This window comes from Burkholderia ubonensis (genome assembly GCF_902833085.1).
Classification (GTDB): domain Bacteria; phylum Pseudomonadota; class Gammaproteobacteria; order Burkholderiales; family Burkholderiaceae; genus Burkholderia; species Burkholderia ubonensis.
The window spans coordinates 344200-358690 of the sequence record NZ_CADFEB010000010.1 but is presented as its reverse complement, the minus strand read 5'-3'; the positions used below and the strand labels follow the sequence as shown (position 1 = coordinate 358690).

At 70.0% G+C, this 14491-nt stretch carries 13 protein-coding genes; all 13 read right to left on the bottom strand.

Annotated features, from left to right (window positions below; all coding sequences use genetic code 11):
• Positions 1-8 precede the first annotated feature (8 nt).
• Positions 9-824, bottom strand: coding sequence for a MinD/ParA family ATP-binding protein (locus HWX31_RS27935; protein ID WP_174964685.1), 816 nt, complete (start codon positions 822-824; stop codon positions 9-11).
• Positions 817-2565, bottom strand: a complete 1749-nt coding sequence (flhF, locus tag HWX31_RS27930; RefSeq protein ID WP_175933988.1) for a flagellar biosynthesis GTPase FlhF — start codon at positions 2563-2565, stop codon at positions 817-819. The genes HWX31_RS27935 and flhF overlap by 8 nt, the downstream gene beginning before the upstream one ends.
• Positions 2562-4664 (bottom strand): flagellar biosynthesis protein FlhA, encoded by a 2103-nt coding sequence (flhA, locus tag HWX31_RS27925; RefSeq protein ID WP_059609367.1) that lies wholly within the window; start codon positions 4662-4664, stop codon positions 2562-2564. The genes flhF and flhA overlap by 4 nt, the downstream gene beginning before the upstream one ends.
• Positions 4661-5872: a flagellar biosynthesis protein FlhB gene (flhB, locus tag HWX31_RS27920; protein ID WP_059775910.1), complete on the bottom strand. Its 1212-nt coding sequence runs from the start codon at positions 5870-5872 to the stop codon at positions 4661-4663. The genes flhA and flhB overlap by 4 nt, the downstream gene beginning before the upstream one ends.
• A gap of 178 nt (positions 5873-6050) precedes the next feature.
• Complete coding sequence (locus HWX31_RS27915) at positions 6051-6242, bottom strand: hypothetical protein (RefSeq protein WP_174966088.1); 192 nt, start codon at positions 6240-6242, stop codon at positions 6051-6053.
• A gap of 255 nt (positions 6243-6497) precedes the next feature.
• On the bottom strand, positions 6498-7757 hold the full coding sequence (locus HWX31_RS27910; RefSeq protein ID WP_174966089.1) for a DUF3443 domain-containing protein: 1260 nt from the start codon (positions 7755-7757) through the stop codon (positions 6498-6500).
• A 14-nt stretch (positions 7758-7771) separates the two neighbouring features.
• Positions 7772-8275: a DUF2844 domain-containing protein gene (locus HWX31_RS27905; RefSeq protein WP_174966090.1), complete on the bottom strand. Its 504-nt coding sequence runs from the start codon at positions 8273-8275 to the stop codon at positions 7772-7774.
• 253 nt (positions 8276-8528) lie between these two features.
• Positions 8529-9263: a protein phosphatase CheZ gene (gene cheZ, locus HWX31_RS27900; protein WP_174966091.1), complete on the bottom strand. Its 735-nt coding sequence runs from the start codon at positions 9261-9263 to the stop codon at positions 8529-8531.
• 1 nt (position 9264) lies between these two features.
• On the bottom strand, positions 9265-9660 hold the full coding sequence (cheY, locus tag HWX31_RS27895) for a chemotaxis response regulator CheY (protein ID WP_174966094.1): 396 nt from the start codon (positions 9658-9660) through the stop codon (positions 9265-9267).
• Positions 9661-9726: 66 nt separating this feature from the next.
• Entirely contained in the window at positions 9727-10803 is a 1077-nt protein-coding gene (locus HWX31_RS27890) for a protein-glutamate methylesterase/protein-glutamine glutaminase (RefSeq protein ID WP_042586784.1), read from the bottom strand.
• Between the two features lie 17 nt (positions 10804-10820).
• A complete protein-coding gene (cheD, locus tag HWX31_RS27885; protein ID WP_174966092.1) occupies positions 10821-11612 on the bottom strand; it encodes a chemoreceptor glutamine deamidase CheD in 792 nt (263 codons plus the stop codon).
• Positions 11609-12574 (bottom strand): CheR family methyltransferase, encoded by a 966-nt coding sequence (locus tag HWX31_RS27880; protein ID WP_174966093.1) that lies wholly within the window; start codon positions 12572-12574, stop codon positions 11609-11611. The genes cheD and HWX31_RS27880 overlap by 4 nt, the downstream gene beginning before the upstream one ends.
• Before the next feature lie 3 nt (positions 12575-12577).
• Entirely contained in the window at positions 12578-14464 is a 1887-nt protein-coding gene (locus tag HWX31_RS27875; protein WP_175933987.1) for a methyl-accepting chemotaxis protein, read from the bottom strand.
• Between the last annotated feature and the right edge of the window lie 27 nt (positions 14465-14491).

The following is a 14491-nucleotide window of genomic DNA, read 5'->3' as shown; positions in this document are numbered from 1 at the left end:
GGTGGCCCTCACGCGGCGTGCGCCGCGCCCGCCTCGAACGACGGGCTGCCGCCCGCCCGCGCCGCGCCGGCGCCCGGCCGCGGACGCAGCGGCCAGTACAGCAGGTCGGCGGCAATCTGCCGGTAATCGCGCGCGGCCGGCGACGACGGAAACGCGTCGACCGCCGTGCGCACGAGCTCGCGCGCATGCTCGACGAGCGGATCGGCGCTCACGCAGCCCGCGTCGGCGATCGACACGGTCAGGTAGCGGCTCGCGACGCCCGCGAGGTTGTCGAACGCGGTCTTCGCGTCGGCGTGGCTGCCGACGTGGTTGGTCAGCACGCGGAACTGCGCGATCGCGTGCGCGAAATGCAGCCGCTTCATGCACGCGTACGCCTCGGTGATCGCCTGCGCGGCGACGCGCGTGACGATCAGCACGTCGTGCGCTTCGCGCGCGAGCGCCGAGAACCCGCCGTCGGCGTCGAGCTGCGCATCGACGAGCACGATGTCGGCCGGGCCGTCGACGAAATCGCTGAGCTGCGCGTCGCTGTAGCCGGCGCGCGCGAGCCGCGACGCGGCGCACACGCCGAACCCGGCGGCCACGCGCGTGCGTGCGCCGTCCCGCAGCCAGGACCCGGCGAGCGTCGCGGCGGCCGAATGCACGTCCGCGCGCTCGTCGACGACGAGCACGTCCTTGCCCAGCGCGGCCAGCGCCGCGGCCAGGTTCACGACGGTCGACGTGCAGCCGACGCCCGCCGGCCCGCCCGCCACCGCGACGATCCTCGAAGCGCGCCCGGCCAGCAGGCGCCGCAATCCTTCGGCCTGGTCGATCATCCTTTTATCCAAAACGCACCTCGTGCAGCTCGGCGGTCGAACGTGCGGTCAACGCGGAAAGCAGCGTCGGCATGTCCTCGTCCTGCGGCACGAAGGGCGAGCCGTCGCGCGGCACACAGAAAGCACTCTTCATCAGGAATTTCTTCGTCGCGACGTACAGGTTCTCCGGCACCTTCTGGCCGGTCGACACGTAGTGGACCGGCAGCTTGTAGCGGATCACCGTGTCGAGCACGCCGCCGAGGTGGGTCGCCTCGTCGAGCTTCGTGAGGATGCAGCCGGCGAGCTCCGCGGACGCCGCGTCCGGATGGCCGGCCGCGCTGCGGTACGCCTGCACGACCTCGTTGAGCGTGTCGCCGTGGCTCGTCGCGTTGAGCAGCAGGAGGCGCTGCACCGGCGTGTTCGCGCCGTGCAGCATCGCGATCTGGTCGGACACCGCGCGGTCGCGCTGGCTCATGCCGATCGTGTCGATCAGCACGATGTGCTTGTTGCGCAGCTCGGACAGCGCGAGCTGCAGGTCGCCGGCGTCCTTCACCGCGTGCACGGGCACGCCGAGGATCTTGCCGAAGATCCGCAGCTGCTCGTGGCCGCCGATCCGGTAGCTGTCGGTCGTGAGCAGCGCGACCTTGCTCGCGCCGAAGCGCATCACGCAGCGCGCGGCGAGCTTCGCGGTGGTCGTCGTCTTGCCGACGCCCGTCGGCCCCATCAGCGCGAACACGCCGCCGCGCTCCATCAGCGCTTCCTCGCTGTCGAGCACCGGCAGGTTCGACTCGAGCACCGACTGCGCCCATTCGGCCGCCTGCTCGAACGTCTGCTCGCCTTCGCCCTGCGGCAGGTTGTCGACCATCATCCGCACGAGCTGCGCGGAGAAGCCGGCCGCGAACAGGTGCTTCGTCAGCGCGCCGTGCACCGGGCTGCGGCGCTGGCGCTCATGCCACATCAGGCTGTCGAACTGCTCCTCCATCATCCCGCGCAGCGAGCCGAGCTCGTTCATCACCGTGTCGTTGACGATCCGCTCGATGCGCGCCTTCACCGCGTCGGCCACCGCGGCGGCCGTGTCTTCGGGCATGCGCGCGCGGTCCGCCGCCTTCGGGGCGGGCGCTTCAGCGCCGCGGCGCGGCGCGGCGTCGTCCGCCGGCACGCGGCGCGCGACGTTGCGCACGATGTCGCGCGCCCACTCGGGCGGCGTCGCTTCGTGCGCGGCGCGCGGCGCGACTTCCGGCGCCGGCGTGGCCTGCGCGCGCGCGATCAGCGCTTCGCGCTGCTGCGTCAGGCGCTTCGCGTGCTCGACCAGCCACGGCGCGGGTTCGGAAGAGGCGGCGGGCGATCCCGCGGCAGGCGATCCTGCGGCGGGCGAACCCGCGGCAGGCACTCCCCGAGCGGGCGCAGCGGCGGCGGCAAAGCCCGCCACCGGCGCCGCCGGCGCGTCGGTCGTCTCGGCGCTCGCGCCGAACACCGACGAGAACACGTCCGGCAAGCCGCCGTCGCCCATCGCATACGGATTGACGGCCGCACGCGGCGCCGTGCCTGCGGGCGCCGGCGCGCCGGCCCGGAACGCCGCGCCGGGCAGCGCGGCTGCGCCGGCCGCGTCCGGCGGCGTGATCGCCGACAGCTCGGCGTCGGCGAGCGCGACGATTTCGACACTGCCGTCATCGAGCGTGCGGTTCGACAGCACGACGGCGTCGGCGCCGAGCGCCTCGCGCACGAGCCGCAGCGCGTCGCGGCTCGTCGGCCCGGTGAATTTGCGAATGTTCAAGCGGAACCCCCGATGACGTTAACGACTTTGATCGTGCGTGTATCCGGCACTTCGGCATACGACAGCACTTTCAATTGCGGCAGGCTGCGGCGCAGGAAGCGCGCGAGCATCGCCCGCAGCGCGTGCTGCACGAGCAGCACGGGCGGCAGCCCGAGATTCTGTTGACGCAGCATCGCTTGCTGCGTGCCGGTCAGGAGCGTGTGCGCGAGGCCGGGCTCGAGGCCCGGGTTCGCGCCCGTGGCGAGCGCCTGCGACAGCACGCGCTCGAGATTCGCGTCGAGGCCCATCACCTGCATCTCGCCCGAGCCCGGATACCACTGCTGCGTGATCGCGCGGCCGAGCGCGAGCCGCACCGCGGCCGTGATGTCGTATGCGTCGGTGATGCGGCCCGCGTGCTCGGACACGGCTTCGAGGATCGTGCGCATGTCGCGGATCGGCACGCCTTCCTCGAGCAGGTTCTGCAGCACCTTCTGCAGCGTCGTCAGCGAGATCGTCTTCGGCACGAGGTCCTCGACGAGCGACGGCGCGTCCTTGCCGGTGCGCTCGATCAGCGCCTGCACTTCCTGGCGGCCGAGCAGCTCGGCCGCGTGCTGGACGACCAGATGGTTCAGGTGGGTCGCGACGACCGTGCTCGCGTCGACCACCGTGTAGCCGTACACCTGCGCCTGCTCGCGCATCGCGACGTCGACCCACACGGCCGGCAGCCCGAACGCCGGGTCGGTGGTCGGCACGCCGGGCATCGCGGCCGTCACCTGGCCCGGGTTGATCGCGAGCCACTGGCCCGGAAACACTTCGCCGATGCCGATCTCGACGCCCTTCAGCGCGATCCGGTAGCCGTTCGGCCGCAATTCGAGGTTGTCGCGGATGTGGATCACGGGCGGCAGGAAGCCGATTTCCTGCGCGAATTTCTTGCGGATGCTCTTGATCCGCTTGAGCAGCTCGCCGTCGCTGTTCTTGTCGACGAGCGGGATCAGCCGGTAGCCGACTTCGAGGCCGAGCGGGTCGATCAGCTGCACGTCGTCCCAGGTCGCCTCGTGGCTGTCGGCGGGCAGCGCGGCGGGCGGCGCGATCTCGGTGACGTCGCCGGCCGCCTTGCGGGCCGCCGCGCGCTTCGTCTGCGTGCGGGCGAACCAGATCGCGCCGCCGCCGAGCAGCAGGAACGCGAAGTGCGGCATGCCGGGGATCAGCCCCATGATCAGGATGATCGTGCCGGTGATCGCCAGCACGCGCGGGTTCGCGAACAGCTGGCCGGTGATCTGCGTGCCGATGTCCTCGTCGGTCGCGACGCGCGACACGATCACGCCGGCCGCGGTCGAGATCACGAGCGACGGGATCTGCGCGACGAGGCCGTCGCCGATCGTCAGCAGCGTGTAGTTCGTGCCGGCCGCCGCGAACGTCATGTCGTGCTGGATCATCCCGACGATCAGCCCGCCGATCACGTTGATCGCCATGATGATCAGGCCCGCGATTGCATCGCCGCGCACGAACTTCGACGCACCGTCCATCGAGCCGTAGAATTCGGCTTCCTGCGCGACCGCGGTGCGGCGCTTTCTCGCCTGCTCCTCGTTGATGAGGCCCGCGTTCAGGTCGGCGTCGATCGCCATCTGCTTGCCGGGCATCGCGTCGAGCGTGAAGCGCGCGGACACTTCGGCGATCCGCCCCGCGCCCTTCGTGATCACCATGAAGTTGATGATCATCAGGATCACGAACACGACGATGCCGACCGCGAAGTTGCCGCCGACGAGGAAGTGGCCGAACGCCTCGATCACCTGGCCGGCCGCGTCCGGGCCCGTGTGGCCCTCGAGCAGCACGACGCGGGTCGACGCGACGTTCAGCGACAGGCGCAGCAGCGTCGAGAACAGCAGCACGCTCGGGAACGCCGCGAAGTCGAGCGGCTTCATCGTGTACATGCTGACCAGCAGCACCATCACGGACAGCGCGATGTTGAACGTGAACAGCAGATCCAGCAGCAGCGGCGGCAGCGGCAGGATCATCATCCCCAGGATCATGCAGATGAGGACCGGGCCCGCGAGCGCGCGCAGGTTGGTGCCCGCGAGCAGGTTCGGGCGCTTCGCGAACAGGCCGGCTGGCGTGCTCATGCGTTACCCCCCTGGGTGCGGGCCTGCGCGCCGAGCACGTCTTCGGCTTCCTCGCGCTCGTCGTCGGCGGACACCGACGCGCCCTTGTCGAGTTCGGCCGGCACGTCGAGATCGACCGGCGCCGCCGGGAACGCGCCGCCTTCCGAACGGAAGCGCTTGAGCTGGTACACCCACGCGAGCACCTCGGCGACGGCCGAGTACAGCGAGCCGGGGATCTCGCGTTCGAGTTCGACGTTGTGATACAGCGCCCGCGCGAGCGGCGGCGCTTCGAGCAGCGGCACGTTGTGCTCGGCCGCGAGCTCGCGGATGCGCGCGGCGACGAGATTCACGCCCTTCGCGACGACCTTCGGCGCGCGCATCGCGCCGTCCGTGTATTGCAGCGCGACGGCGAAGTGCGTCGGGTTCGTGACGACGACGTCGGCCTTCGGCACGGCCGCCATCATCCGGCGCCGCGCGATCGCGCGCTGCTGCTGGCGGATCCGGCCCTTCACGTGCGGATCGCCTTCGTTCTCGCGATGCTCGCGCTTCACTTCTTCCTTCGTCATGCGCAACTTCTTGTTGTACTGCCAGAGTTGATACGGCACGTCGAGCGCGGCGACGACCAGCATCCCGGCGACCGTGGTGCCGCAGCACACGGCGACGAGGTGCAGCGCGTCGGCGAGCGCCGCGTGGAGCGGCTGCATCGCGAGGCCGAGCAGTTCGTCCTTGCTGCGCCAGATCGCGATGCCGCCGATCCCGCCGACGACCAGCGTCTTCGCGAGCGACATGCCGAGCTGGATCGGCCCCTGGACCGAGAAGATCCGGCCGAGGCCGGTGATCGGGTTCAGGCGGTCGAGCTTCAGCTCGAACGTCTTCGACGAGATCAGCCAGCCGCCGAGCGCCATCGGCGCGAGCAGCGCGGCAACCCCCATCATCGCGAGCAGCGGCGCGAGCGCGGCGAGCCCTTCGAGGCTCACGCTGCCCGCAGAAGTCAGCATCCGGTTCGTATCGAACGCGATCCCGCGGTCGAACGTGAAGGCGCCGCGCAGCATCGTCTGCAGGTGCTGGCCGATCGGTCCCGCGAGCAGCCACGTGCCGTAGAAGCCCGACGCGAGCAGCGCGAACGAAGCCAGCTCGCGCGAGCGCGCGACCTGCCCCTCCTCGCGCGCCTTCTCGCGGCGCCTGGGAGTGGCGGCTTCGGTTTTGTCGAGATCGCTCTCGTCTGCCACGTGGCCTCCAGACGGGTACGGCGGGATGCCGCTTTCCAGTGACACCGATTATTCATGGACGCGTCAAACGCCGATCGGTCGAGCAAAGCCTGGAAAGGGGGGTATTTCGGAGAATCGGGCGGACGACGGCGCGGGGACGGCCGGCGGCGCGCGGACGGGCGCGCCGGGCCTGCGCCGGTCAGCCTGCGACGAACGGATCGGGGCCGAAGCGGCCGGGATGGTCGGTGCGGTGCGCGCGCCGCCCCGTGAGCGGAACCGTCGGGCCGACGTGCGAGATGAAGGCGATCAGCGGGCCGTGCGCACGGTGTGCACGGCCCTCGAATCCTGGATATTGATCAAACGCTGAGCGAACGGCATCCGTGAAGTCCATTTCGTTCACCTCCTGTTCTTATCAATGCTTCCGGAGTCACGCGAAGAGTATAGGTAGGATTTTTTCGGATTATTCCGATTTTCCGAGGACGGCGGACAGCGCCCGGGCGACGGCACTTTCGCACGAGCGTTATTTTTAAATAATCACCCCCAGATAAAACCTGGCCGCAGCCGATAATTGAAAAATCGAAAGCCGGATAAATAAAAAAGGGGGCGATCGCTCGCCCCCTTTGTCATGCGGTCCGCCCGCCGCCGCTCAGAATGCGACGTAGGGCGCGGCGCCGCCGCTGCCGCGCAGGTCCATCCCGAAGTAGATCGTCTTGCCGTAGAAATGCGGCAGGCCGATATCGAGCCATGGCGCCGGGTTCGAGACCGGCGTTTTACTGAAAGGCCCCCCGATATCGTTGAACGCGTACGTCGACGGGTTCGCGAACAGCGTATCCGCATTCGCGACCGGCATGGTCACCGTCGCCTGCGCACCGTTCTGGCCCGTGAGCGTCGCCGTATAGGTCACGGTCCCCGACGACGGACAGTAAAACGATGAATTGCGCGTGCAAATCGTCTGCGAGTCGTCGAAGAAATAGGCGTTCGAGCCCGTATCGAAGAACGCGCCGCCACCGGCCGCCGGCGACAACGTGCGGCCGAGGAACGACGCGGTGACGTCGCCCGCCGTCGTGGACGGCAGCACGTTCGACGCGCCCAGCTTGTTGTTGGCCTGCGTGCCGATGCCGAACGTCAGCAGCCCCGTCGCGCTCGCCTCGCCGTTGGCCGAGATGCCCGACATCTGCACGATCACGCCATTGTTGTCGCTCGCGAAACGCTGCACCGGATTGGCCACCTGCTGCGCGAGCGGCACGAGCGTCACGTTGCAGCTCGCATTGCCGTTCGGGCACGCGTAGTAGTTGTTGCTGAGCGACGACGTCGACGTCGTGCAGGTCGCGCCGCAATCGAGCGGCGCCGGCCCGATGCCGAGGATGCCGTTCGCGCCGAGCGCGCCCGCCGAGTTGGCGGCTGTACCGTTGTTGGTGCACGAGGTCGGGACGTTGGTGGTGCCGAGGTCGCCGAGAATCTGCACGGGCAGCGAGCTGGCCGTTTCGCCGCCGATCTTCAGGTCGGCGGTACGCACCGAGCCCCATGTGTAGGTCGACACGAACTTGCCGCACTCGGCGAGCGGCGCGCCGTTCACGGTGGTCACGGGCAAGCTGCCCAGCACGCCCGGCACCGCGTCGCTGACGAGCCGCAGCCCGTACGACGCGGTATCGACCAGCACGTTGTCGACGACCTGGCAGTTCGACGTGCCAGGCGCGCAGACCGTCACGCTGACGGTCGGGATATTGATGACGTTCGCGACGCCGCGGCCGACGGTGATGACCGCGGTGTTCGACGCGGTGGGCGCGGGCGGCGGCGGGGAGCTGCCGCCGCCGTCACCGCCGCCGCATGCGGCGACGAGCAGGGCCGTGGCGGCCGCGAGGCTCAGTGCGCCGAGCCAGCGAATGAAGGTACGAGAAATTCGCAAGATCGCTCTCCCGGTCACTGGATGTCGTTGCCGGTCACGCCGGCAGGCAGCGCCTGCGGCAGCCAGGCTTGCCCCGAGAACGAGCCCATGTGGCCGCCCGTCCGGATCACGATGGCGCTCGAGTCGACCGACACGGGCGCGCGCCAGCCGCGCGCCGCGTGCGCCGCTTCGACGCCGGCCTTGTACTGCGGAAGATAGCTGCCGAACACCTGCCCGAGATCGGGCATCGACGGGCCGCGCCACGCGACGCCGAACACGGTGCCGGCGGCGGACGTGTATTCATGGATCACGGTGCCGGACGCAAGCGAAAGCTCGCGCACCGTATAGGCGGGCGTGTTCGCCGACGAGCCGTCGGCCGCGCGCATCGCGCGCTGCAGCGCGCGCACGGTGGCGGTATGGTCGTCCGCCGGCGGCGACATCGGCGCGCCGCCCAGTTCCGCGTGCGCGTGGATGCTCCACAGCACGCCCATCGAGGCCGTCGCGCACGCAACGGCACAGCCCAGACGTTTCAGTTTCACGTTCCCCCCCAGGGAATTGCCTCGTTGTCGACGGCGAGCGCGGTGCGAACCGCGACGCCGTCGCATCATGTCAGACGAACCGACGAACGATGATTCTGATACAGCTTGAAGCGTAGTATGCCTGCGGAGTGTAACGAAGTGTCAATGACGCGTATGAGGATTCGCCCGGGGGCCGTGCCGCCGGGGCGCGGCCGGAACGGCCGCCGCGCGGGGGCCCGGGCGGGCGCGGGCGAGCGCCGCGCCCGCGGGATCGTCAGAAGCCGAGGCTTGCGAGCAGGTCGTCGACCTGCGCCTGGTCCTGGACGACGTCGGTCTTGCCTTCCGGATTGATCTGCGGGCCGTTCAGCAGCGACGCGGGGCTGCCGGTGCTGCTCACCGGCTGCTCGGCCGCGAGCGCGGCCGCGGTCGCCGCGAACTGCTCGCGCCGCTCCGGCGCGATGTTCTCGACCAGCACGGTCAGCAGCTGCTGCTCGATCAGGTAGACCATGTCCATGATCTTCTTGATCACCTGCCCGGTCAGATCCTGGAAGTCCTGCGCGAGCATGATCTCGAGCAGCTGCGCGCTGGTCGCGGACGTGGACTCCGGCAGCGCGCGCAGGAACGCGCGCGTGTCGTCCATCAGCTCGCGGACCTCCGTGCGCTCGATCGGCGCCGCATACCACTGCGCCCAGCGCGCGTCGAGCGCCTCGGCCTCGTTCTGCATGCGCTCCTGCATCGGCTTCGCGACCTCGATCGCGGTCAGCACGCGCTCGGCCGCCTGCTCGGTCATCGTCGCAACGTAGCGCAGCCGGTCGCGCGCGTCCGGCACGGCTTCCGCCGCGCGCTCGACGTGCTTGTCGAGCCCGAGCTCGCGCATCGAGTCGCGCAGCGCGCGCGTGACGGAGCCAATGCGCGCGAGGATGCGGTCGGCTGCCAGATCGGTGCCTTCAGGGTGGCTGTCGGCGGCAAAGCCCGCGCCCGCCATCGCCGCATGGATCGGCTCGTTCACGTCAGCTCCCGGTCTTGGCCATCTTCTCGATGATCTTGGTCAGCTTCTCGTCGAGCACCGCCGCCGTGAACGGCTTCACGACATAGCCGCTCGCGCCGGCCTGCGCGGCCGCGATGATGTTCTCCTTCTTCGACTCGGCCGTGACCATCAGCACCGGCAGGTGCGTGAGCGTCGCGTCCGCGCGGATTTCCTTCAGCATCGCGAGGCCGTCGAGGTTCGGCATGTTCCAGTCGGAGATCACGAAGTCGAAGCCGCCGCCGCGCAGCCGCGCGAGGCCGGCCGCGCCGTCCTCGGCCTCGTCGACGTTCGTGTAGCCCAATTCCTTGAGCAGGTTGCGGACGATCCGGCGCATCGTCGGGAAGTCGTCCACCACCAGGATTTTCATGCTCTTGTCCATCATTGTTCCTTTCCAGATTCGTTTCGTCGGGACGCGTGCATGATAGCGCGCGTCCGTCACAATTCCTTATACGCGCTGCACGCGATCCGCGAGACGCGACATCACGCGGCGGCTCATGTCGGCGAGCGGCACGACCTCTTCCGCGCCGCCCAGCGCGATCGCCTCGCGCGGCATCCCGAACACGATGCAGCTCGCCTCGTCCTGCGCGAACGTGTAAGCGCCCGCGCGCTTCATCTCCAGCAGGCCCGCCGCGCCGTCGCGGCCCATCCCGGTCAGGATCACGCCGATCGCGTTCTTGCCGGCGTGCGTCGCCGCCGAGCGGAACAGCACGTCGACCGACGGCCGGTGCCGGTTGACCGGCGGCTCGTCGGACAGCTGCGCGATGTAGTTCGCGCCGCTGCGGGCCAGCAGCAGGTGCGCATGGCCCGGCGCGATGTACGCGTGGCCGGGCAGCACCCGCTCGCCGTGCTCGGCTTCCTTCACCGCGATCCGGCACAGGCCGTTCAGGCGCTGCGCGAACGACTTCGTGAAGCCGGGCGGCATGTGCTGCGCGATCAGCACCGCCGGCGCATCCGGCGGCAGCGGAGTCAGCACTTCGCGGATCGCCTCGGTGCCGCCCGTCGATGCGCCGACGATGATCAGCTTTTCGGTACTGACGAGCGGGTTGTTCAGCATCGGCGCAGCGGGATGGCCGCTTGCCGCGCGCGCGGCGGCGGCCTGCGGCTGCGGCGCCTGCCGCACGCGGGCGCGCGACGCCGCGCGGATCTTGTCGGCGAGCTTCTCCGCGTAGTCGAGCATCCCGTCGCGGATGCCGACGCGCGGCTTCGTGACGAAGTCGACCGCGCCCAGCTCGAGCGCGCGCAGCGTGATTTCCGAGCCGCGCTCGGTCAGCGACGAAACCATCACGACCGGCATCGGCCGCAGGCGCATCAGCTTCTCGAGGAAGTCGAGCCCGTCCATGCGCGGCATTTCGACGTCGAGCGTCAGGACGTCCGGGTTGTGCTGCTTGATGAGATCGCGCGCGACGAGCGGGTCCGGCGCGGTCGCGCACACTTCCATGTCGGGCTGGCCATTGATGATCTCGGTCATCAGGCTGCGAATCAGCGCCGAATCGTCGACGCACAATACCTTGATCTTTTGCACTGCGTTCTTGCCTCCTGCTATTTCGATATCGTCTGGGCGTAGCGGCCGCCCGCGTATGGGCTTCCGGCGGCCGAACCGCCCGCCCCCGCACCGCCGCGCGCGCCGAACAGCTCGATGCGCGCACGCGCCGGCTGGGCCGCGCCCGGCTGCTTCGCGAGCGGGTTCGCGCCGGGCTGGCCCGGCGCGGGCCGCGTCGCCGGCGTGCTGAACAGCTCGACGTGCGGGCGCGGCCGCGCGGCGCTGCCGGCTTCGGCCGCGCGCGCGAGAGCGGCTTCGCGCTCCGTGACGCCATGTACCTGCAAACGCAACTTCTTCACCGCCGCGCGCCCCGAATGCGGCATGAACGCGACCTTGCGAGGATGCACGCCCTGCAGGTCTTCCGCCGTGATCCGGATGCGCTCGAGCGCGAGATAGCGGCGCACGAAGTCCGAATTGCGGTCGCCGATGTTGATCGTCGTCATGCCGGCCAGCACGGCCGCGCCGCCGAACACCTTCGCCTCGAAGCGCTCGCGGCGGCCGCCCGCCTTGATCATTTCGTTGATCAGCACTTCCATCGCGTACGCGCCGTAGCGCATCGACTCGGACGCGGCCGCGCAGGCGTCCGCGCCGTCGTCGGGCAACATGAAGTGGTTCATTCCGCCGATGCCCGCGTACGGATCGTGCAGGCACGCGGCGACGCACGAGCCGAGCACGGTCATCAGCACCATGTCTTCGCCGGTCGTGTAGAACTCGTTCGGCAGCAGCTTCACGCCCGGCAGGCCGAAGTGGCTGTCGAAGTAACGGTTGGTCGCGATCGGCAGCGCACTCATCGGCGTTCCCCGACGGCCGGCGTCGCGGCCCCGCCCATGCGCGCGCGCGGCGCGGCGCCGCCGGACGCGGCCAGGCGCGACGCGTCGCGCGTCAGCTCATAGACCGTCTGGCCGCGCAGCCGGAACGCCTGCGTGACGTACGTGAAGTTCTCCGAGTGGCCGGCGAACAGCAGGCCGCCCGGCTTCACGAGCGGCTCGAAGCGGGACAGCACCTGCCCCTGCGTCGGCTTGTCGAAGTAGATCATCACGTTGCGGCAGAAGATCGCATCGAACGGCTTGCCGATCCCGTAGTCGGCATCGGTCAGGTTGAGCTGCTCGAAGCGGATCATCGCGCGCAGCTCCGGGCGCACCTTCACGCGGCCGGCCTGCGCGCCCGTGCCCTTCAGGAAGAAGCGCTTCAGGCGCTCCGGCGACAGGTGCTTGACCTGGTCGTACGTGTAGATGCCGGCCTCGGCCTTCGCGAGCACCTGCGTGTCGAGGTCGGTCGCGAGGATCGACGCGCTGCGCGCAGCCGAGTCGCCGAGCGCCTCGATCAGCGTGATCGCGATCGAATACGGCTCCTCGCCGGTCGACGCGGCCGAGCACCACACCGACACCGGCGCGTCGCGGCCCTTCACGAAATCGGCGAGGATCGGAAAGTGGTGCGCCTCGCGGAAGAATGCGGTGAGGTTCGTCGTCAACGCGTTGGTGAAGGCTTCCCACTCGACGGGATCGTCCTCCCGCTCGAGCTGGTCCAGATAATCGCGAAACGTGTCGAGACCGCGGGCGCGCAGCCGGCGCGCGAGCCGGCTGTATGCCATGTCGCGCTTGTGCTCGGACAGCGAAATGCCCGCACGCTGGTGGATCAGCGTGCGGATGCGCGCGAAGTCGGCGGCCGTGAACGCGAAGTCGCGCCCGGCCTCACCGGCCCGGGTCGAAGCGTCCTGAGATTCGGCACGAAGCGGAGCGCGCGCAGTCAGCATGGCTTAGAAGGTCTCCCAGTCGTCGTTGGACGTGCCGGCCGCGGCAGGCGCCGGCTTCTCGCCGGACAGCGCGGGCCGCACGAGCGCGGGCTTCGCCGCCGGCGCGGCGGGCTTTGCGGCGGCCGGCTTCGCGACGCGCGGCGCATAGCCGCCCGACGACACCTTCGGTTCGGCGGCGAGCGCGGCGCGCTTCACGGGCTGCGGTTCATGCGCGTGTGCGTGGGCCGAGTGTCCTGCGTGCGGCAGCGCCGGCACGGCGGCCGGCTGCGGCGCCGGGCGCGCGGCGGGCAGCGCCGGCGGCGCGGAGCGCACGGGCGCGGCCGCATGCGCGATGCCGCCGAGGACGCGCCAGCCGGCCACGACCGCCTTCATCTGGCGCGTCTGCTCCTCGAGCGACGCGGCGGCGGCCGCGGCCTGCTCGACGAGCGCGGCGTTCTGCTGCGTGACGGCGTCCATCTGGCCGACCGCGCGGTTGACCTGCTCGATGCCGGTCGACTGCTCTTCGGACGCGGCGCTGATCTCGCCCATGATGTCGGTCACGCGGCGCACGGCCTGCACGATCTCGTCCATCGTCGAGCCGGCGCGCGCGACCAGCTCGGAGCCGCTTTGCACCTTGTCGGCCGAATCGCCGATCAGCTGCTTGATTTCCTTCGCGGCGGTCGCGCTGCGCTGCGCGAGCGAGCGCACCTCGCCGGCGACGACCGCGAAGCCGCGGCCCTGCTCGCCGGCGCGCGCCGCTTCCACCGCCGCGTTCAGCGCGAGGATGTTGGTCTGGAACGCGATGCCTTCGATCGTGCCGATGATGTCGACGACCTTGCCCGAGCTCGTCGCGATGTCCTGCATCGTCTCGACCACCTGGCCGACCACGTCGCCGCCCTGCGTCGCGATGTCCGACGCGTTGACCGCGAGCTGGCTCGCCTGGCGCGCGTTCTCGGCGTTCTGCCGCACGGTGCCGGTCAGCTGCTCCATGCTCGACGCGGTTTCCTGCAGCGACGCGGCCTGCTCTTCCGTGCGCTGCGACAGGTCGGTGTTGCCGGTGGCGATCTCGCGCGCGCCGACGTCGATCGACTCCGCGCCGCGATGCACGGACTGCACCATCGCGGTGACCGCGTCCTGCATCCGGCGGATGCCGCCGAACAGGCGCCCGATCTCGTTCGTGCTCTGGACCTGCACCGGCTCGGTGAGGTCGCCCGCGGCGATGCGCTCGAAGTGCGCGACCGCCTGCTCGAGCGGCTGGATGATCAGCCCGCGCAGCGCGAAGCGGATCGCGACCACCATCACGAGCGACAGCGCGATGCCGGCCGTGATCAGCGCGATCATCAGCGAGATCCGCGTTTGCGTCGCATCCTGGCGCGCTTCCGCGCGCGTCTGCAGCGCGCCGATCACGGCTGCCGCCGCCTGGTCGTAGGCGACGAACATCGGGCTGATCTTCGTGTCGGCGATCGCGTGATACGCGGCCAGGTCGCCGGCGCGCGCGGCAGCGAACTCCGGCTCCACGCCGTCCTTGACGATCGTCGCGTAGCGCGCGGCCAGGTCGTCGAGGAGCGCCTGGTCGACGCCGTCCTTCGGCGTCGCCTGGAACGCCTGCCAGTTCTGGTTCGACTTCGCGTACAGTTCCTGAGCGCGCGCCAGCACCTTGCCGGCCTCGTCGGCGTTGCCGCCTTCGGTCAGCGAGCGGAAGCGGTCGAGCGACACGCGCGCGCGCAGCAGGAACGTCGACGTGTCGTCGAGCGCATGGATCGCCGGCAGGTCGCCATGCGCGATCCCGTCGAGCGAACGGCTCGCGTGATGGAGCGCATAGAGGCCGAGCCCGCCGACCGCCGCGGCGAGGCACGCGAGGATGAGTCCGACCGCCGTGAGCGTCGTGCGGATCGACCAGTTTTGCAACATTGCAGATTCTCCCGAAATTCCTTGCGC

Coding starts and splice junctions, on each gene's coding strand:
- cheY (WP_174966094.1), bottom strand. CDS start 9,660: ATGGACAAGAGCATGAAAATCCTGGTGGTGGACGACTTCCCGACGATG.
- HWX31_RS27880 (WP_174966093.1), bottom strand. CDS start 12,574: ATGCTGACTGCGCGCGCTCCGCTTCGTGCCGAATCTCAGGACGCTTCG.
- HWX31_RS27875 (WP_175933987.1), bottom strand. CDS start 14,464: ATGTTGCAAAACTGGTCGATCCGCACGACGCTCACGGCGGTCGGACTC.
- cheD (WP_174966092.1), bottom strand. CDS start 11,612: ATGAGTGCGCTGCCGATCGCGACCAACCGTTACTTCGACAGCCACTTC.
- HWX31_RS27915 (WP_174966088.1), bottom strand. CDS start 6,242: ATGGACTTCACGGATGCCGTTCGCTCAGCGTTTGATCAATATCCAGGA.
- flhA (WP_059609367.1), bottom strand. CDS start 4,664: ATGAGCACGCCAGCCGGCCTGTTCGCGAAGCGCCCGAACCTGCTCGCG.